This window comes from Vibrio sp. QJM3NY_27, assembly GCF_057785955.1.
In genome coordinates, this window is record NZ_CM173511.1 from 2,452,343 (window position 1) to 2,472,983 (window position 20,641).

A 20,641-nucleotide genomic window follows, 5' to 3' on the forward strand; every position below is an offset into this window, starting at 1 on the left:
GCGTTCTCTGTTAGAGTCGCCGTCAACTATGCTATGTAGAGTAGAAATTGGTTTGTCGACGATAACGGGCTAACCAACACCTCTTTACTCTCCAAACCCTTTTTAGGAATTCCCAGTGACTAACAACGAAATCTTGCGTCGTATTCAACACGCGCTAAACCTTAAAAATGCACAGATCATTAAAGCTATCGAGCAAGCTGATGTGACCGTTGCTCATGACCAAGTGATCAACTGGCTAAAAGAAGACAACGACAAGTCATGCTCTACGATGAAAGATAAAGAGTTAGCGGTATTTCTAAATGGTTTTATCAACCTTAAGCGTGGCAAAAAAGAGGGTGTTCAGCCTAAACCTGAAGTTGCTCTGACTAACAACATGATTTTCATGAAGCTGCGTATTGCGTTGAACATGAAAGCAGAAGATGTATTAGATATATTAGAAGTGGTAGGCATCAGCCTAAGTAAGTACGAGATTGGTGCTTACTTCCGTAAGCCAGAGAACAAGAACTACAAAGTATGTGAAGACCAACTACTTTGCGATTTTCTAAATGGCGTGCAATTTACTAACCGTCCAGACTCAGAAGAGTTTGCAGGGTAAGTTACTCATCATAGATAGATAAATGACTACTTATAGATAGTTGCTGGCCACTGGTAAGTTACTGCCTATTGATAAGTTTTCACCAACTATCGATAAATAAAAAGCGGCGAGATAATTTGATTATCTCGCCGCTTTTTCGTTTTCTTTACGTCGTTTACTTAATAAGTAAACCAACCTAACAGTACTTTAATGAAAAGACTTAGCTGTCGTCTTCAGTAAAGTTTGTTGGTAACGTTGTTTTCATCTCGTTCCAAATCTGTGCGCTTGCGATACCGTAGTTACGAATCACAAGTGGCAAGTTTTCACGCTCACCACTTTCACAAATAACAAACAAGTCTTTGTAGAACTCCATGGCTAAGCGACGAGCTTCTGGGTTAGAGAAGTAGTAGCTGCCAACACGGTCGTACAATTTACGAACACCGTTGAAGATCAGACCATAAATTTGGTTACCTGAATGGAATGCTAAACGTTGGAAAAGCATGTAATCGTAGAAGTTAAACGTTTTAGCAACTAAGATCGTTTGACGCTTCGTTTCATCTTTTTCTGCGTCTTCTTTCACTGATTGTTTGATCTTGTCAGCGTACGGGGAAGACTCTAGGAATTCATCCCATGTCGGTGCCGCAAGTAAAGCTTCACAGGATTCGATCACATTAGTAATCGTACGCTCAGAAGCTTCTTTATTTGCTTTAAATGCATAACGCATAAAAATAGGGCTGATATTGGTGCGTGCAGCAAGTAGGTCTTCTACCATTTTGCTTGCGTTATCAACATCCAACGTCATTAATGTATCAAGAATATGAAGACCTGACGTTTCCATAAACTGATTAACTTTAGTTGGCTTACCGTGTTGGATTGTCAACCAACCATCACGAGCAAGACGCTGAAGTACTTCACGAAGCGTAGTACGTGTAACACCAATCAGCTCAGAAAGCTCACGCTCTGCGGGCAAGATAGAACCTGGAGCGAAACGGCCATTCCAAATACTTTCAATGATATACTTTTCTGCAAATCCTGCCGGGCTTTTAGCCTTAATGACCATCTACACTTCAATCCAATTTAATTATTCTGTTCTAATTTACTCATCATACCACTAGTTCACACCCAGCGGAAACACCCTCAAAAATTTTACTCCCCCAAAACACCAGTAGAGTTAAAACTCTAAAGTTCAGCACACGTTTGCACCCTAGGTTTGAAAAGCAAGCAACGATAAACCACCATTTCAACAAACCATTAACACAACAAATTTTCTTTAAAATCAATGAGATTAGTCATAATTTCAAAGTTATTAATTTGCAATATTAAGTTGTAATAATCATATATAAACCGTCGTTATTCTGTTAATTTCAATCATTTCGCTGAAATATTGATTCTAGTCGGTTTTTATCACATTTTAAGTGGTATGCTTGCGCTACTTTGATCGCGTTTCTCAACAAAAAAGAGGTATTTTTAGGGCTACAGGGGTTTTCCTGTTGACTAAATGTTATCTAAGAGTAGAGTTGCGCTCAAAAATTAGCAGTGCTTGAGTTTCTAAGGGAGTGACTTGGCAAGACCACAGAACATTACATGGAATGTAGTTTTTCTAAGTCACTGTTAGTTATAGTTTTTAACAACCTCTATAGCTCGATTCTCAAATGTTGTATTGCTTATCTATTCATAATCAACATAAAAGAGTATTAACATGCCGATGTCTCTCGGAAACGCTTTTATCAAGAACTTCCTTGGTAAGGCTCCTGATTGGTATAAACTTGCCATCATTTCCTTTTTAATCATCAACCCGTTTGTTTTCTTCCTAGTTGACCCATTTGTTGCGGGCTGGCTATTAGTGGTTGAGTTTATTTTCACTCTAGCTATGGCTCTAAAATGCTACCCTCTTCAACCGGGTGGTTTATTGGCAATTCAAGCGGTCGCCATTGGCATGACCAAACCCGAAATGGTTTATCATGAGCTACAAGCAAACCTTCCAGTTTTACTCTTATTAGTATTCATGGTTGCTGGCATCTATTTCATGAAAGAACTTCTTTTGTTCATTTTCACGAAGATCCTGCTTGGCATTCAATCCAAAATCCTACTCTCTGTCGCTTTCTGTATCGCAGCTGCTTTCTTGTCAGCATTCTTAGATGCTCTAACAGTAATCGCCGTTGTTATTAGCGTTGCGGTTGGCTTCTACTCTATCTATCACAAGGTTGCATCAGGTAAGGGCACAACGTCAGCGCACGATCATACACATGATGAAGAGATCTCTGAGCTTACACGTGATGATTTAGAAAACTACCGTGCTTTCCTACGTTCACTACTTATGCACGCTGGTGTGGGTACTGCACTCGGTGGTGTAATGACCATGGTAGGCGAGCCACAAAACTTAGTGATTGCTAAACAAGCAGGCTGGGAATTCGGTGAATTTATCATCCGTATGCTACCTGTAACACTGCCTGTTTTCTTCTGTGGCATTCTAACTTGTGCACTTGTAGAGAAATTCAAAGTATTTGGCTACGGTGCGGAGTTACCAAATAATGTTCGCCAAATCTTAGTTGAATTTGACAACAAAGAACGCGCAAACCGTACAAAACAAGACGTAGCAAAACTATGGGTTCAAAGTGCAATCGCAGTTTGGCTTATTGTCGGCCTTGCACTTCACGTCGCTGAAGTTGGTTTGATTGGTCTTTCAGTTATCATCCTAGCAACGGCGTTTACTGGCGTTATCGAAGAACACTCAATGGGTAAAGCCTTTGAAGAAGCACTGCCATTTACTGCACTTCTTGCCGTCTTTTTCGCTGTTGTTGCTGTAATCATCGACCAATCACTTTTTAAGCCAGTGATCGATGCAGTACTTCACGTTGAAGATAAAGGCGCACAGCTTGCATTGTTCTATGTGGCCAACGGTATCTTATCGATGGTGTCAGATAACGTGTTCGTAGGTACGGTATACATCAACGAAGTGAAAACAGCACTGGTTGAAGGCATCATTACTCGTGATCAGTTCGACCTACTTGCTGTTGCGATCAACACAGGTACGAACCTACCTTCAGTTGCTACGCCAAACGGCCAAGCTGCATTCCTATTCCTATTAACATCAGCACTTGCTCCGCTAATTCGACTATCTTATGGCCGCATGGTTATCATGGCCCTGCCATACACCATCGTATTAGCGCTTGTTGGTCTTGCAGGTATCATGTTCCTCGTCGAGCCGATGACAGCATGGTTCTATGATGCAGGTTGGATCATTCAGCGTACTGGTGAGGTTGTCGCTCCAGTTATCTCTGGTGGTCACTAAGCTAAACACTGTGTCACAAACCACAACAAGTATAACTAACTAATCAAAAATATTAGTTGATTAGGAAACTTATCCAAGATAAAAAGCTCTGAGTATTCAGAGCTTTTTTATTTTATAGACGGGATTAAATTCGTGAACTTTTTTGCAATGCTCAAAGACTTCTCTAAGGGACGTTTATCTTGGCTTTTACTGCTGGCTTTTATTGTCTTTTTTGAGGCATGCGCTCTCTTCTTTCAACACGTGATGATGCTTGGCCCTTGTGTGATGTGCATCTATGAGCGCGTTGCTATGCTTGCTATCGGTGTCGCTGCAATGATTGGTGCTATTGCTCCGAATAACCCGATATCACGTTGGTTAGGCCTTGCTGGTTGGGGATTTGGCGCCTACAAAGGTTTGACGTTGGCTTTAGAGCACGTCGATTACCAGTTTAATCCGTCTCCTTTCGCAACCTGTGATTTATTCGTTACTTTCCCTAGCTGGGCACCTTTAAACCAATGGGCTCCGTGGATGTTTGAAGCTTACGGTGACTGTAGCAAGGTGGTATGGCAGTTCTTAGAGCTTTCAATGCCTCAATGGCTAGTGATTGTCTTTGCGGGTAACTTGGTTGCTTTCGGTTTTGTGGTTATATCTCAATTTGTAAAATCGAAAAACGATTAACACTAGATCATCTAAATTAGAACAACAAAAAAGTCGACCACAAGGTCGACTTTTTTATCGCTAAAGATTTTTATCACTTAAAGAAAGTCTGTTACTCAAGCTGAGTTACTCAACAAGCCGTGATTAGCTGTTTTTGCCACAGCATTGTTTAAACTTTTTGCCGCTTTCACATGGGCAAGGGTCGTTTCGACCGATATCTTTAAATGGGTTCACACTCTGTGACTTATTACCCAGCATCGCCTCATCAGCCGCCATTGCAACCTCTGAAATCATCAGATCTATTTGATCGATTAAATCGGCAAGCGCTGGTGGATTCTCGAGCCCGGCCGCAACCATTTGTTGCTGAGTTTGCTCTTCATCAATCCCAAGCATCAAGGTTGTTAGGAGTGCTTGCAGCATACGCAGAGTACCATCCGCGACTGTCACGCTTTGCCACTGCTCTTCCACGGTTGGCCAAACCATCATAAAGCCTTCAGCGAAATCCGCGAATTGCTCGTTAAAGTCACCATCAACAAGTACGTCTGTCAGTAAGTATTCACTACGCTGAATCAGGTTGTGCTGGCGATTAATCTGTTCCGTCACTATTGTTACAAGCTCTTTACCTGTTTCAGGTGCAACGATAGCTAACCATTCTTCTGGATCGAGTGGTTTGGTCGCTAAGTTGGAAGCAAGGATTGAACCTTCAATGAACTGTGGAGTAATGTCAGTGATTGATTCCGGTAGGCTTAATAATTGATATGTCATGAAAGCTCTGAATATTGGGGCATTTTCGATATTATAACGCCATACTCCCCAAGATGTCGCTATTAAGCGATAAACCATCATCAAGCCGGGTAGCGTACACTCAAGACAGGTAAACCATACTCATAGTGACAATCCTGTAAGCAAACCGTACAATCACGCCTCGAATTTTTCGGTCCACTCAATTTCGGTAAAGCAGCATGCGAGTAATACTTGGCCCTATGGAGGGCGTACTAGACCACCTAATGCGTGAGATTCTTACAGAGATCAATGATTACGATCTCTGTGTGACAGAGTTTGTGCGCGTCGTTGATCAACTTCTTCCTCCGCATGTGTTCCACCGTATTTGCCCAGAGCTGCATCAAGGCTCTCAAACCATGGCTGGTGTGCCAATCCATCTGCAACTTCTAGGGCAACACCCGAACTGGATGGCCGAAAATGCTTTTCAAGCGGCAAACTTAGGCGCTAAAGGCATTGATCTTAATTTTGGGTGCCCAGCAAAAGCGGTAAACAAAAGTAATGGTGGGGCTTCACTGCTAAAAGAGCCAGAGCTCATCTATCAAGTAGTGAACGCCTGTCGAGAAGCAGTCCCTGCGCACATTCCCGTGTCCGCAAAAATCCGATTGGGTTGGGAGCACCCGGAAGAGTGCTTTGAAATTGTCGACGCTATCGAGCAAGCAAAAGCTGACGAACTCACTGTGCATGCAAGAACCAAAGTTGGCGGCTATAAAGCCAGTGAAATCAAATGGGATTACATCAATCAAATAAGAGAGAAAACCTCTCTGCCGTTGATTGCTAATGGGGAAATCTGGAACTACCAAGATGGTCAAGATTGCATAGAAACCACAGGTGTTGATTCATTGATGGTCTGCCGCGGCGCTTTTAATATTCCAAACCTTGGTAATGTCGTTAAGCACAACCACCAGAAAATGCCATGGGATAAAGTAATCGCACTTTTATTGCGCTATTCCGAGTTTCAAATTAAAGGGGATAAAGGCATGTACTACCCCAATAGAGTGAAACAATGGTTTGTCTATTTAAGTAAAGGCTACCCTGAAGCGAACGAACTATTTAAAGAAATTCGTACTTTCAAAAAAGCGCCACCCATTGTAGAGCGCCTTCAACGTTATCAAGAAGAATACCACCAACCCGTTTGAGTTAGTTCCCCCCTATCGCGATATTGAACCTCATAGCGTGGCTAAAATACGATCCGGTCTTTACCCGTCGTCTTAGCCACGTACAGTTTTTCATCGGCGTATTTAAATATCTCTTCAAAGTTAAGCTTGTTTTGCTCTGTTTCAACAATACAAACACCGCCAGATACCGTAAATCCATTAGGAACAATGTCGGCCGAGTTAGCGCAGACCGCATTTTTTACACGTTCTAATGTCCTTATCAGCGTCTCACGATCATCGCCTTTCATATAAACGACAAACTCTTCTCCGCCAAACCGTGCTGCCACATCACTACTTCGAACACTGTTACTAATTTGACGTGACATATAACGAATCACATCATCACCTTTATCGTGGCCATGAGTATCATTAATTGACTTAAAATTGTCGATATCAAATACCGTTAAGGCAAACAGTTGATCGTGCTCTACGCTGCGCCAAAACGCTTCTAAGCCTCGTCGATTCAATAACCCTGTCATTGGGTCTTTAGCTGCCAGTTCTTTGAAGTAACCACGTTCAATATTGGAGTTAACATAAAAGAAAATCGTAACCGAGAACAGGTACACGATAATAGCGACGATTAGGCTGTCTTTTTCATAAACGAAAAAGTGCTCCACTTCCTTAGCAAGATCCAACTCGTAGTACATCGCATGATGAGACGCGACCCCTTCTAGCTTAATCTCGTGATAGAACGTGGCCGTATCAATCGGGTTAGCTAAAGTCGTATCAATAATATCGATCCGACCCGCTAGGTGCTCATTAGAGCTCGCGAGTAACCTGTCAGCATCAATATCTACTGAGAGCATCCCTTGGTGCACTCCTTGATGGAACACGGGAATCGTCATACTAATAATTCGGTCAAGGGAGTCAAACCGATATGCAGGGCCAGATAAAGTCAATAGATCTGGGTTGTTAGCGGTTCTTTGCCAATATGGACGGCTTTTGATGGTCGAAAGTAATTCCTTTCCTAACCCTTTAGCAAAATCTTCCGGTGACGAAATAACGTATCCGCGTTTATCAATAAAATGCACACCATTATGGAATTCATCAAGTTGAGAGAGAAATGAAAGAATAGGTGCTAGAGCTATTTTCTCGGAAGCACTTTCATAGGTACCGCTGGTTTCTGTACACAAAGATTCTTCACCGACCAGCATATAATCAATATCAACTGAAGGAATGTCGGTAGTTTTGCCATCGGCAAGAAGCAGGCTATCGATAGGCCAAATACGGCAAAGACCATCAACCACTTGCTTGTTGTGGTCGAGGAAAAGAGGATTACCGGATTTGTAGTAATTTGAGAAACTGTAGTCTAAGGCGGTGACAACTTTAGTGGTTCCTTTGAACACGTCGTCAATACGGTTGAATTCGCTGCTGATGTCTTTTTCTACCGCGTCAAAGTGGTTCTTTCCTATTAGGCCAAGTAGCATCGCGGCGATCACTGCGGGAAACCCGAAGACAAAGGTAAGGCTAAAGTGCCTGTTTACTTTCATATAATGTGCTCTTAGCGATCAGCTGTTTTCATTTATACCATTAATATTATGACATTAATCAACAGTCCTCTCGATGTAAAACAATGTAAATTGATATTAACGGTATGAGTAATGGTTAGATAACTGCTTAAAAATTAAGAAAGTAGAGAGAAAATAGCATTTAGATTAAATTTTTTTGTTCATTAAATATATTAAAGCACTGTTAACAAAGTAACTTATAGATAGTCCGTCAATTGAAACCTAATCTTGTTCAACGGCTAACTATCGCACGCTCAATCACAGACTGAGGCAATGTGACACCAAGCTCACGAGCAGCATCCAAATTCACAACCAGTTGCGAACTCTGTGCAGTTTTGACACTCAGCTTCCCCGGTTTTTGTCCGTTCAGAATAGCAGCCACATAATCGGCGGTTTGCACCCCAACGTCATAGTAATCTAGACCTAAGCCAGCTATCGCTCCCTTACCCACGTAAGACGTCGCTCCCGCAACTACTGGCGTTCCAGCCCGGTTCGCAGCTTCTATAAGCCCTTCGATACCACTTGCAACAGTGTTATCTGTCAGTGCGTAAATAACATCAGACTTCTTGGCAATGGATTCGGTTTTTGATTCTACATCATCGATGGTTAGCGCTTTTTCAGTGTGCAGAGTAAAACCAAAGTCTCGTGCAGACTTCTTTAATAGCCCAACTAACGCGACGGCATTTGCCTCGGCGGGGTTATAAACCACCCCGATTGAATCTGCATTAGGGAGAAGCTCTTTAATAAGAGATACGTGCTGGGAAATAGGTGATAAGTCAGAAAGGCCCGTGACATTTCGTCCAGGTTTATCCAATTGTTTAACAAGCCTTGCACCGATAGGGTCAGTAACCGCGGTAAACACAATAGGAATAGATCGCGTTGCAGAAACCAAAGCTTGCGAAGTAGGTGTCGCGATACCCACTAATACGTGGGGGTTTTCGCTGACTAACTCTCTGGCAATTTTTGCGGCTTGCGCCGGACTGCCATTAGCCATTTCATAAGAGAACTCTAAATTTTTACCCGCTTCATAGCCTTTAACTCTTAACCCTTCGATGAGTCCTAAGCGTGTCGCATTCAAATCTGGATGGTCGACAACTTGTGAAACCGACACTTTGGCGACGTTCGCCACTACATTGCCAGTCCATAGCAACAGCAAACAGCTTAAAACCGCTGCCAATACCTTTCTTACAGAACTCATTATCGCTCCCCAAATCAAGCTCTACTCGTTATTACTCGATCGAAGAGAACAACATCAAAAATCACTATTGACATTATTACCAGTAACTATTGATAACTTGAAGTGATATTTAACAAAAATACAACAAGGTTCGAATTATGCGGGGATAAGCGGGCTTGTTTGATTTAAAAGGTAAGAAACTCAATGAATACAAGATAAGCACGGCAAATAAAGGCAAAGCTAAATGAATAAAGACTAAGTGAGTAAAGGGCAAGTGAAGCGATTAGAAGAGAGGAGCAAATCTGAGAACGAGCTATCGATAATGTATGGCTGTTCTCAGACTAGAGGGAGAGATAAGACGACCTTTTAGAACCAACGTTCCATTGAAGATTTGTCTAGTTGACGAAATGCGCGATTCAAAATGATCGCCAACTCTTTGTAACGAGGGCGTGGTTTCATTGGTTCCAATGCAAAACCTGTTTCGCTGATCTTTTCGTGCAACTCTCGATACCAAGAAACCAATGCTGGCGGTAATTGAGTGTTCGAACGGTTACCTAACCACCACATGCCTTGAAGCGGTAAGCTGATCGCAAACAACGCCATAACCACAGCTTGCGGCATCGCATGATAATTGTTGAAGACCATTTGTGTAAGAATACTAATAGCAGCTATCGCTGGCATCACTTTCACACCAAAACGCGTGGCTTTAATGATGCGCTGTTCAGGGAAGATAGCGTTTAACTCTTTTCGAACAGGCCAGAGATCCATGTACTTTTGGCCATCTTTTAAACTGCTCGCTAAACCAACTCTATTACTCATATGAGTCTCCCATTAAAAAAAAGTTGAAATCATCAACTAAAAACACAAAAATTTGACGAAAAATAATATTCTTTCAAATTTTTTTGTTATATTTGCACAATATCGCTATTATTTGCAGACCTCAATCTCATTGTTGCCCTTATTTACAATTTAAGCAACTTTGGGACGACTTCTGCAAGGAATGCAAAAGCCTCTTTTTCTGAAAAAGTGCGCTTTCACTTTAATACGGAAATTAACGTTTTTTTGACCAAGGTTAGTACGCAAGCCTATGTGCTTCGACTATTCTTGAGATTAATTTTCATCCTTAACTGATTTCGATCAGAAAAATAAACAGGTAGTCATTAATGTCTAAGCTAGTTTTAGTTTTAAACTGTGGTAGTTCTTCTCTTAAATTTGCTGTTGTTGATGCAGAAACAGGTGCTGAGCACCTAACTGGTCTTGCTGAGTGTCTTGGTCTTCCAGAAGCTCGTATGAAGTGGAAACTTGACGGCAAGCATGAAGCACAACTAGGCGCGGGCGCAGCTCACGTAGAAGCACTATCTTTCATGGTAGAAACTATTCTTGCTTCTAAGCCTGAGCTTAAAGCTAACCTTGGCGCTATCGGTCACCGTATCGTACACGGTGGCGAGCAGTTCACTTCTTCTGCACTTATCACTGATGAAGTTCTTAAGGGTATTCAAGACGCTGCGACTTTCGCACCTCTTCATAACCCAGCTCACCTTATCGGTATCGAAGCGGCTCAACAGAACTTCCCTGGTCTACAAAACGTTGCTGTATTTGACACTGCGTTCCACCAAACAATGCCTTCTGAGTCTTACCTATACGCTCTACCGTACAACCTGTACAAAGAGCACGGCATCCGTCGTTACGGCATGCACGGTACTTCTCACCTATTCATCACACGTGAAGTTGCAGGCCTACTAAACAAGCCAGTTGAAGAAGTTAACATCATCAACTGTCACCTAGGTAACGGCGCATCTGTATGTGCTATCAAGAACGGTCAATCTGTAGATACTTCTATGGGTCTTACTCCTCTTGAAGGTCTAGTAATGGGTACTCGTTGTGGTGACCTTGATCCTGCGATCATCTTCCACCTGCACGACGCTCTTGGTTACTCTGTTGAAGAAATCAACAACATGCTAACTAAAGAGTCTGGCCTAGCTGGTCTAACTGAAGTGACTTCTGACTGTCGTTTCGTTGAAGACAACTACGGTGAGAAAGAAGAAGCAACTCGTGCAATGGACGTGTTCTGTCACCGTCTAGCTAAGTACGTTGCTGGTTACACTGCAACTCTAGAAGGTCGCCTAGACGCAATCACTTTCACTGGCGGCATCGGCGAGAACTCTGGCCCAATCCGTGAAATGGTTCTTAACCGCCTAGGCATCTTCGGCATCGAAGTTGACAGCGAAGCTAACCTTAAAGCACGTTTCGGCGGTGAAGGTACTATCACTACAGCTAACAGCCGTATCCCTGCAATGGTTATCTCTACTAATGAAGAGCTAGTAATTGCTGAAGACACTGCGAAACTAGCAGGTCTTTAATTGATTTTCCTGACTAGCTTCACTCGAAGCTAGTCAGTTTTTCATATCAAGAAAATGGGGCTCAACTTCTATTCCTACCCCAATTTAAATATCGGTGGGAATAGCAGTTGAGCTTTTTTTATTTCCAATAGTTAAAGGTGTCCGTCAATGTCCCGTACTATTATGCTTATCCCTACAAGCGCTGGTGTTGGTCTTACTAGTGTTAGCATGGGTGTTCTTCGCGCTATGGAGCGTAAGGGCGTAAGTGTTTCTTTCTACAAGCCAATCGCTCAACCTCGTAGCGGTGGTAACCAACCAGATTTAACGTCTACTATCATTAGCACAAACAGCGACATTAAGATTGGTGAGCCAATCGCAATGACTAAAGCTGAAGCTTTGATCGGTAGCGAAAAAATGGACGAACTTCTTGAGTCAGTTGTTGAGCAATACAACAAAATCAATAAAGACGCAGAAGTAACGCTTATCGAAGGCTTAGTTCCTACTCGTAAGCACCCATTTGCAAACCAAGTAAACGCGGAAATCGCGAAAACACTTGGTGCGGAGATCGTATTCGTTGCGACCCCTGGTACATACAACCCTATTCAGCTTAAAGAGCACATCGAAGTAGCATGTTCTAACTTCGGCGGCACTAAAAACAAGAACATCAAAGGCGTGATCATTAACAAGCTTAATGCTCCTGTTGATGAAGCTGGCCGTACTCGTCCTGATCTATCTGAAATCTTTGACGATGCAGATAGCGCTCAGCAAGCGAACGTTGAAGTAATGCAAATCTTCAACTCTAGCCCTATCCGTGTTCTTGGCTGTGTGCCATGGAGCATCGACTTAATCGCAACTCGTGCGGTTGATATGGCTAAACACCTTAACGCTGAAATCGTTAATGAAGGTGAAATCTCAACTCGTCGTATTAAGAGCATCACTTTCTGTGCACGCTCTCTACCTCACATGATTGAGCACTTCAAACCAGGTTCACTACTGGTTACTTCAGCAGACCGTCCTGACGTTATCGTTGCTGCAGCTCTTGCTGCGAAAAATGGTGTTGAAATTGGCGCAATCCTACTGACTGGCGGTTACGACATTCCAGAAAGCATTGCTAACCTTTGTGCTCCAGCATTCGCTTCAGGTCTACCGATCTTCAAGGCTCAAGGTAACACTTGGCAGACGTCTCTTAACCTACAGAGCTTCAACCTAGAAGTACCTGCTGATGATAAAGAGCGTATCGAGTTCGTTAACGATCACGTTGCTAGCCATATCGATGGCCCTTGGATTGATTCTCTATCTGAAGGTACTCAAGGTATTCGTCGTCTAAGCCCACCAGCATTCCGTTACCAGTTAACTGAATTTGCTCGTAAAGCGGCTAAGCGCATCGTTCTTCCTGAAGGTGATGAGCCACGTACCGTTAAAGCAGCATCTATCTGTGCTGAGCGCGGCATCGCAACTTGTGTACTTCTTGGTAACCCTGAAGAAATTCGTCGCGTTGCTGCACAGCAAGGTGTTGAGCTAGGCGCTGGCGTTGAGATCATCGATTCTGCATCCGTTCGCGAAAACTACGTAGCTCGCCTAGTAGAACTTCGTGGCGCTAAAGGTATGACTGAAGTTGTCGCTCGTGAGAAGCTAGAAGATTCAGTATTCCTAGGCACTATGATGCTTGAAGCGGGTGAAGTTGACGGCCTAGTTTCTGGTGCTGTTCACACAACGGCGAACACAATCGTTCCTCCGTTCCAGATCATCAAGACAGCACCTGATGCTTCTATCGTGTCTTCAATCTTCTTCATGCTTCTGCCTGATCAAGTTCTTGTATACGGTGACTGTGCGATCAACCCAGATCCAACAGCTGAACAGCTTGCTGAAATCGCTATCCAATCTGCAGATTCTGCTGCGGCATTCGGTATCGACCCACGCGTTGCTATGATCTCTTACTCTACTGGTGAATCTGGTAAAGGTGCAGACGTAGATAAAGTACGTGAAGCAACCAAGCTTGCTCAAGCGAAACGTCCTGATCTAGTGATCGACGGTCCTCTTCAGTACGACGCAGCAATAATGGAAAACGTAGCCGCTTCTAAAGCGCCTAACTCTCCAGTTGCAGGTAAAGCGACAGTATTCGTATTCCCAGACCTAAACACGGGTAACACGACTTACAAAGCTGTACAGCGTTCAGCAGACCTAGTGTCTATCGGTCCAATGCTTCAAGGTATGCGCAAGCCAGTAAATGACTTGTCTCGTGGCGCTCTAGTAGACGATATCGTTTACACAGTAGCTCTAACGGCTATCCAAGCAGACCAAGCAGCTCAAGCTGAAGAAAAAGTAATTAACTAATTTTTCTTTTGTAGAAAGCAAAAACCCTAGATTCTTATCTAGGGTTTTTTTATGTCTGATGCTTAAGGTTATTTGATGCTCTTAAGATTAAGCTAGCCTCGCCCATGAGCCGATTCTAAATCTAGCGCAGGTCCTTTCGGCACAACTTGAGTTGGGTTGATACCTGTGTGGCTATAATAGTAGTGGCGCTTGATGTGATAAAAATCGGTCGTCTCTTTGATGCCTTCGATCTGGTAGAGCTCTTTTAAGTAGCCATGAATATGGACGTAGTCTGAAATTCTCTGCTTGTTACACTTAAAGTGACCAACATACACCGCATCGAATCGAACCAGAGTGGTAAACAACCTCCAGTCTGCTTCTGTGATGTCATTACCCGCGAGATAACGATGTTCACTAAGATGTGCATCCACTTTGTCTAACGCCTCAAATAACGCATCATACGCTTCTTCGTAAGCTTCTTGAGTGGTTGCAAAGCCAGTGCGATAAACACCGTTATTGATGCTTGGATAGATGTAGTCATTCCACTCATCAATCTTCTTCGACAATTCCCACGGATAGTAGTCATCCGTATTGCCTGTTAACTCATTAAATTCTGAGTTGAACATGCGGATAATTTCAGAGGACTCGTTACTCACGATGGTGTTGGTTTTCTTATCCCAAAGCACTGGAACTGTTACTCGGCCTGAGTAGTCAGGTTTGGCTTGAGTATAGATTTGGTGCATACGAGTATGACCAAACAGAGGTTCAGGTAAACCCATTTGCCAACCTTCGCTCATCATATCGGGGCAGACCACTGTCACGTCAATATGATCGGTTAAATCTTTCAGCTCTCGGAAGATAAGAGTTCGGTGCGCCCAAGGACAAGCTAACGATACGTATAGATGGTAACGACCACTTTCTGGTTCAAACTGCGCTCCGGCTTTGTTTTCGATCCAACTACGAAAGCCCGCATCTTCACGAACGAACTTACCACCGCTTTCTTTGGTGTCGTACCACACATCGTGCCAAACACCTTCAACTAACTTGCCCATATCCAAACCTCTATCATCCAAACTTTTCTCTAGTATAAGAAAAACCTAATTTTTCAAAACTAGAAGAAGTTGGCTTAGTTGTTCGAATTATTTGAAGAAGGTTATTCATGAGAAATTTGGGGCACAAAAAAAGCGCAACTCATAAAAAAGTTGCGCTTAAGCCTGTCACAGGCTGAACCGTATCAAACGGGTTCTAGACTTGTACGTGCAAGCAAGATACTGCGTGTACGTCATCGCCTTGAATAGTTGGCTTGGTTTGCGCGCAGGCCTCGGTTGCTTCAGGGCAACGAGTACGGAACACACAACCTGATGGTGGATTAATTGGTGATGGGAGATCACCCTCCAGCATCTGAATGGTTTTACTGCGCTCTAAGCGTGGGTCTGGAATCGGAACTGCAGACATCAATGCTTTGGTATATGGGTGTTTAGGATCTGAGAACAAGGCATCTGATTCACCTAGCTCAACAGCATTACCTAAGTACATCACCAATACACGGTCAGAAATGTGTTTCACAACCGACAAGTCGTGCGCGATGAATACCAAAGACAAACCTAACTCTTTCTGTAGTTCCATAAGAAGGTTTACTACTTGAGCTTGGATAGATACATCCAGAGCAGAAACCGGCTCATCACAGATGATCATCTTAGGCTTCAAGATAAGTGCACGTGCGATACCGATACGTTGACACTGGCCACCAGAAAATTCATGTGGGTAACGGTTGATTACGTTGGGTAGTAGACCAACCTTTGCCATCATCTCTTTAACTCTGTCCTTCACTTCCTGTTTAGAAAGCTCTGGATAGAAAGTTTGTAGAGGCTCAGCAATGATGTCTCCAACTGACATACGCGGGTTAAGCGATGCTAGCGGGTCTTGGAAGATCATCTGAATCTCTTTACGAGTCTCACGACGCTTCACTTCCTGCATCTTAGTCAGGTCTTGACCTAACCACATAACCTCGCCTTCAGTTGCCTCAACTAAACCAATAATTGCGCGGGCAAATGTTGATTTACCACAGCCCGACTCACCTACTACACCCAGAGTCTCACCTTCGTAAAGGTGAACATCAACACCATCAACCGCTTTAAGGTTTGATGGTTTCGCCCAAGGCCAAGCAGACTTAGCCGCAATGCTAAAGTGAACCTTAAGGTTTTTAATATCTAATAGTAATTCTTTACTCATTTTGTCCAAGTCTCCCAATCAGAAAAACAAGCACGCTGGCGATCTTTCGCAAATGGCTGCAAAATCGGTGCTTCTTGCTTACAACGGTCCATTACACGGTGACAACGATCTTGGTAAGGACAGCCTGTTGGCAGGCGAAGTAAGTTAGGTGGGTTACCTGGAATCGTCGGCAGAATTTCACCTTCGGTATCCAAACGAGGAATTGCTTTAAGCAGGCCTTCCGCATAAGGGTGGCTAGGCTCATAGAAGATTTCATCTACTGTGCCGTATTCCATGGTACGGCCAGCGTACATCACTAGAACTTTGTCACAAGAACCGGCAACTACACCCAAATCATGGGTGATCATGATGATTGCTGTATTGAACTCATCTTTAAGCTCGTTCAGTAATTCCATGATTTGCGCTTGAATGGTTACATCCAACGCCGTTGTTGGTTCATCAGCAATCAGTAGTTTTGGACGACATAGCAAAGCCATTGCAATCATCACACGTTGACGCATACCGCCAGAAAATTCGTGTGGATACATGGTAATACGTTTACGTGCCTCAGGGATTTTCACCGCTTCCAGCATACGTACTGATTCTTCGAACGCTTCCGCTTTGCCCATGCCTTTATGCAGCATAAGCACTTCCATCAACTGATCACATACTTTCATGTAAGGATTCAGTGACGTCATTGGATCTTGGAAGATCATCGCGATCTGTTCAGCGCGAACTTTGTTCAGTGCTTTCTCAGGTAGATTGAGAATCTCATTACCTTCAAACTTTGCACTACCTGAGATGATACCGTTCTTAGCCAGCAGTCCCATCAGTGCAAATACCGTTTGAGATTTACCCGAACCCGACTCACCAACAATACCCAGCGTTTCGCCTTGGTTGAGTGAGAAGTTCAGGTCGTTTACTGCGGTTACCGTACCATCTTGCGTGGTAAATTCGACGCGCAGATCTTTGACATCTAATAAGCTCATTATTGCTTCCTTAATCTTTTATAGCTTTTAATTGCTATTTCTTTATCTGTCTTTTGGATCAAGCGCGTCGCGCAGACCATCACCTACGTAGTTAAAGCAGAACAGCGTAACTACCATGAATGCCGCTGGGAATGCCAGTTGCCAAATAGCAACTTCCATTGTTTGCGAGCCTTCTTGTAACAGCGCGCCCCAACTTGTCATAGGCTCTTGAACACCAAGACCAAGGAAAGATAAGAATGATTCAGTAAGGATCATGCTTGGAATAAGTAGCGTTGAGTAAACCGCAACAATACCCAATACGTTCGGTACGATATGACGTGTAATGATCTTCCATTTACTGACACCACATACGTGAGCAGCCTCAATGAACTCTTTACTACGTAAACTCAACGTTTGGCCACGTACAATACGCGCCATATCGAGCCAAGCAATCGCACCGATAGCAACGAAGATAAGTACGATATTACGACCAAAGAATGTCACCAGTACGATCACGAGGAACATGAAAGGAACCGCGTATAAGATCTCAAGGATACGCATCATCACTCGGTCAGTACGACCGCCAATGAAACCTGAAGCCGCACCGTAAAGCGTACCTATCAGTACGGCTACGAATGCGCCCATCACACCAACCATAAGAGAAATACGGCCACCAATCATCGTACGAACATATAGGTCACGACCTAAACTGTCGGTACCAAACCAGTGATCAGCACTTGGGCCTACGTGCATTGCGTACCAGTCAGTATCATCGTAAGCATGCTGTGCCAACATAGGTAAGAAGATTACCGATAGCACCATAACAATTAGAATGAACAGACTGATCATTGCGGCTTTGTTGCGCATAAAACGAATACGCGCATCCTGCCACAAGCTACGACCTTCAATTTCCAAACTCTCAGAGAATTTTTCGATCGCTTCTAAGTTTTCTTTTTTCTTCAACATAACCATGCGTCCCTGCTAGTAGCGAATTTTCGGGTCAATAAGCGCTAGTAAAATATCAACGATTGCGTTGAACAAGATGAATAGGAAACCAATCAAAATGGTTACACCCATTACTAACGAATAATCACGGTTAAACGCGGCATTAACAAACAGCTTACCAATACCCGGTAGGCCGAAGATGGTTTCAACAACAACTGAACCTGTAATGATACCTACAAACGCAGGCCCCATGTATGAAACAACAGGTAGCATTGCTGGCTTAAGCGCATGTTTAAGAACGATATAACGGTAACTTAGACCTTTAGCTCGAGCTGTACGGATAAAGTTACTGTTTAGGGTTTCAATCATGCTACCGCGAGTGATACGAGCAAAGGTTGCTACGTATAAAAGAGACATCGCGATAACGGGTAGGACGATGTACATGTACGTACCACCGTGCCAACCACCTGCTGGAAATATATGCCAGTGTAGAGAGAATAGGTAGATAAGCGCTGGAGCCAACACGAAGGATGGCATCACCACCCCGAGCATGGCGGTCGACATTATGGTGTAGTCGATCCAGGTGTTGTGCTTCAAGGCGGCAATGGTTCCGACTGTTACCCCCATCAATAATGTGAAGATAAAGGCAACAAAACCTACCTTCGCAGATACTGGAAGCGCAACCGCGATCAGCTCATTTACTGTGTAATCTTGGTATTTAAAAGATGGACCAAAGTCACCCTGAAGGATGTTGGTCAAGTACGTGGTGTACTGTTCAAATACAGGTTTATCTAAGCCGTATTTAGCTTCGATGTTAGCCATAACTTCTGGCGGTAATGGACGTTCGCTTGAAAACGGGTTACCCGGAGCGAAACGCATGAGAAAGAAAGATATAGTGATCAACACCAACATGGTTGGAATCGCTTCAAATATCCTTTTCATAATGAATTTAAGCATAAACTCACTCTTTCAGTCTGTGACAATTAAAATTAGAAAGACGCTACATGCGCGCTCTGCGCATGTAGTGTCTGTATCGTTATAGTTATATTAACTTTTTAGAATCGAAGCTTATTATTGAGCTTTGATGTATAAGTCTTTCGAGAAGATCTTATCTTCCGCGTTGTTGATAGGGAAACCACCAACGTGCGGATTTAGTAGACGTGATTTCACGTATTGGTAGATAGGTGCGATAGGCATGTCTTTAGCCATTAACGCCTCAGCTTCTAGGTAAAGTGCTTCACGCTCTTCTGCTGATGTAGAGTTAAGTGCTTTATCAATGATTTGGTCGTACTCAGCACTATCGTAGTGAACACCACCGGTAGTGTTGTTACTCTTCATTAGCGTTAGGAATGACGACGCTTCGTTGTAGTCACCACACCAACCAGCACGTGCTACTTCGAAATCACCTGAATCTTTAGAAGATAGGTAAGTTTTCCACTCTTGGTTTTCAAGCGTTACTTTAAGACCTAGAGTTTTCTTCCACATAGAACCCAGCGCTACAGCAATCTTCTTATGGTTTTCAGAAGTGTTGTAAAGTAGGTTGAAGTTAAGTGGATTGTCTTTACCGTAACCCGCTTCTTCAAGAAGACGAGCAGCTTCTTCATTACGTTCTTTTTGAGACATCTTGCCGTAAGCAGGAAGTTCAGGGTTAAAGCCAGCTGTGATTTCAGGCGTTAGGAAGTAAGCTGGTTTTTGACCTTGTGCTAGGATTGCGTCACTTACGATATTACGGTCAATTGCGTAAGAGATAGCCTTACGTACACGAACATCATCAAATGGTGCTTTCTTAGTGTTAAAGATGTAGTAGTAAGTACATAGGTTACCCGCTACAGATACATCTTCCGCATACTCTTTCTTAAGGCGCTTGAAGTGCTCAGTTGGAAGTTCATTTGTAAAGTCGATTTCACCAGATAGGAAACGGTTCATTTCCGCAACTTGGTTTTCGATTGGTAGGAACGTTACTTTATTAAGAACCGTCTTATCGTTATTCCAGTATTGGTCGTTACGCTTTAGAACTAAACGCTCGTTCACAACCCATTTATCAACAGAGAATGCACCGTTACCAACGAAGTGGTCAGGCTTAGTCCATTGGTCACCGAATTTTTCAACAGTCGCCTGATGTACTGGCTTCATTGTTGTGTGGCCCATCATCATTACGAAATATGGTACCGCTGTATCTAGTTCAACAACAAGCGTGTTTGCATCTACAGCTTTAACACCTAGCTCACTCTTGTCTTTCTTACCCGCTACGATGTCTTTCGCATTCACCATCTTGGTATATTCCATGTACCAAGCATATGGAGAAGCAGTGGCAGGATCGACTGCACGTTGCCAGCTGTAAACGAAATCTTCAGCTGTTACAGGATCGCCGTTAGACCATTTTGCATCTTTACGTAGGTGGAAAGTGAATGTTTTGTTGTCCGTCGTTTCCCAGCTTTCGGCTACACCTGGGATTGTATTACCTTCGCCATCTTGGTTCACTAGACCTTCTAGAAGATCACGAATTACGTGAGATTCTGGTACACCTTGAGATTTGTGTGGGTCGATAGTCGCAACTTCAGTACCGTTACCGCGAACAAGTTCCTGAACTTTTGCTAGTTCTGTGCCTGCTGGAACTTCAGCAGCGATAGAAAGAGTAGAAGTGGCAGCCACTGCCAAACCAGCACCTAGAAGAAGGGCCTGAGTGATTTTATTCTTGTACATTTAATAAACTCCAAGTTTTACGTATTGCATCCATGACT

Annotated in this window: 17 protein-coding genes; 6 read left to right on the plus strand and 11 right to left on the minus strand. The window is 43.4% G+C overall.

The window, feature by feature from the left end; genetic code table 11:
- Positions 1 to 115: 115 nt before the first annotated feature.
- Positions 116 to 595 carry a YehS family protein gene (locus AC3CIA_RS10835; protein WP_017084024.1) on the plus strand — a complete coding sequence of 160 codons (480 nt, stop codon included), beginning with the start codon at positions 116 to 118 and terminating at the stop codon, positions 593 to 595.
- 199 nt (positions 596 to 794) lie between these two features.
- On the opposite strand, the gene fadR is transcribed toward AC3CIA_RS10835, so the two are convergent.
- Positions 795 to 1,634 carry a fatty acid metabolism transcriptional regulator FadR gene (gene fadR / locus AC3CIA_RS10840; protein WP_017084025.1) on the minus strand — a complete coding sequence of 280 codons (840 nt, stop codon included), beginning with the start codon at positions 1,632 to 1,634 and terminating at the stop codon, positions 795 to 797.
- 639 nt (positions 1,635 to 2,273) lie between these two features.
- Here fadR and nhaB point away from each other — a divergent pair.
- Together nhaB and dsbB are read left to right on the plus strand one after the other, a co-directional pair.
- A complete protein-coding gene (gene nhaB, locus AC3CIA_RS10845) occupies positions 2,274 to 3,866 on the plus strand; it encodes a Na(+)/H(+) antiporter NhaB (protein WP_488518114.1) in 1,593 nt (530 codons plus the stop codon).
- 147 nt (positions 3,867 to 4,013) lie between these two features.
- A complete protein-coding gene (dsbB, locus tag AC3CIA_RS10850; RefSeq protein WP_488518896.1) occupies positions 4,014 to 4,523 on the plus strand; it encodes a disulfide bond formation protein DsbB in 510 nt (169 codons plus the stop codon).
- A gap of 123 nt (positions 4,524 to 4,646) precedes the next feature.
- Here dsbB and AC3CIA_RS10855 read toward each other — a convergent pair whose 3' ends face one another.
- Complete coding sequence (locus tag AC3CIA_RS10855; protein WP_017091557.1) at positions 4,647 to 5,267, minus strand: YecA family protein; 621 nt, start codon at positions 5,265 to 5,267, stop codon at positions 4,647 to 4,649.
- A 197-nt stretch (positions 5,268 to 5,464) separates the two neighbouring features.
- Here AC3CIA_RS10855 and dusC point away from each other — a divergent pair, with 197 nt between their 5' ends.
- Entirely contained in the window at positions 5,465 to 6,421 is a 957-nt protein-coding gene (gene dusC, locus AC3CIA_RS10860) for a tRNA dihydrouridine(16) synthase DusC (RefSeq protein ID WP_108161181.1), read from the plus strand.
- Positions 6,422 to 6,462: 41 nt separating this feature from the next.
- On the opposite strand, the gene AC3CIA_RS10865 is transcribed toward dusC, so the two are convergent.
- From AC3CIA_RS10865 to yfbV, 3 genes are all read right to left on the minus strand, one after another.
- Positions 6,463 to 7,929 carry a GGDEF domain-containing protein gene (locus AC3CIA_RS10865; RefSeq protein ID WP_488518115.1) on the minus strand — a complete coding sequence of 489 codons (1,467 nt, stop codon included), beginning with the start codon at positions 7,927 to 7,929 and terminating at the stop codon, positions 6,463 to 6,465.
- Positions 7,930 to 8,179: 250 nt separating this feature from the next.
- On the minus strand, positions 8,180 to 9,145 hold the full coding sequence (locus tag AC3CIA_RS10870) for an ABC transporter substrate binding protein (protein ID WP_488518116.1): 966 nt from the start codon (positions 9,143 to 9,145) through the stop codon (positions 8,180 to 8,182).
- A gap of 345 nt (positions 9,146 to 9,490) precedes the next feature.
- Entirely contained in the window at positions 9,491 to 9,943 is a 453-nt protein-coding gene (gene yfbV / locus AC3CIA_RS10875; RefSeq protein WP_017084030.1) for a terminus macrodomain insulation protein YfbV, read from the minus strand.
- 344 nt (positions 9,944 to 10,287) lie between these two features.
- Between yfbV and AC3CIA_RS10880 the strand changes: the two genes are divergently transcribed.
- Positions 10,288 to 11,484, plus strand: a complete 1,197-nt coding sequence (locus tag AC3CIA_RS10880) for an acetate kinase (RefSeq protein WP_004734016.1) — start codon at positions 10,288 to 10,290, stop codon at positions 11,482 to 11,484.
- 147 nt (positions 11,485 to 11,631) lie between these two features.
- Complete coding sequence (pta, locus tag AC3CIA_RS10885; protein ID WP_171327850.1) at positions 11,632 to 13,797, plus strand: phosphate acetyltransferase; 2,166 nt, start codon at positions 11,632 to 11,634, stop codon at positions 13,795 to 13,797.
- 92 nt (positions 13,798 to 13,889) lie between these two features.
- Here the strand turns inward: pta and AC3CIA_RS10890 are convergent, their stop codons facing one another.
- The 6 genes from AC3CIA_RS10890 to AC3CIA_RS10915 form a co-directional block, all read right to left on the minus strand.
- Complete coding sequence (locus tag AC3CIA_RS10890) at positions 13,890 to 14,828, minus strand: glutathione S-transferase family protein (protein ID WP_488518117.1); 939 nt, start codon at positions 14,826 to 14,828, stop codon at positions 13,890 to 13,892.
- A gap of 193 nt (positions 14,829 to 15,021) precedes the next feature.
- On the minus strand, positions 15,022 to 16,008 hold the full coding sequence (gene oppF / locus AC3CIA_RS10895; RefSeq protein ID WP_004734019.1) for a murein tripeptide/oligopeptide ABC transporter ATP binding protein OppF: 987 nt from the start codon (positions 16,006 to 16,008) through the stop codon (positions 15,022 to 15,024).
- The gene (oppD, locus tag AC3CIA_RS10900) at positions 16,005 to 16,976 is read right to left on the minus strand and encodes an ABC transporter ATP-binding protein (protein ID WP_017107310.1); all 972 of its coding nucleotides are present in this window, start codon (positions 16,974 to 16,976) and stop codon (positions 16,005 to 16,007) included. The genes oppF and oppD overlap by 4 nt, the downstream gene beginning before the upstream one ends.
- 42 nt (positions 16,977 to 17,018) lie before the next feature.
- Positions 17,019 to 17,921 carry an oligopeptide ABC transporter permease OppC gene (oppC, locus tag AC3CIA_RS10905; protein ID WP_054547243.1) on the minus strand — a complete coding sequence of 301 codons (903 nt, stop codon included), beginning with the start codon at positions 17,919 to 17,921 and terminating at the stop codon, positions 17,019 to 17,021.
- Between the two features lie 15 nt (positions 17,922 to 17,936).
- The gene (oppB, locus tag AC3CIA_RS10910) at positions 17,937 to 18,857 is read right to left on the minus strand and encodes an oligopeptide ABC transporter permease OppB (protein WP_004734022.1); all 921 of its coding nucleotides are present in this window, start codon (positions 18,855 to 18,857) and stop codon (positions 17,937 to 17,939) included.
- Positions 18,858 to 18,971: 114 nt separating this feature from the next.
- Positions 18,972 to 20,603 (minus strand): ABC transporter substrate-binding protein, encoded by a 1,632-nt coding sequence (locus tag AC3CIA_RS10915; protein ID WP_065204943.1) that lies wholly within the window; start codon positions 20,601 to 20,603, stop codon positions 18,972 to 18,974.
- Positions 20,604 to 20,641 lie beyond the last annotated feature (38 nt).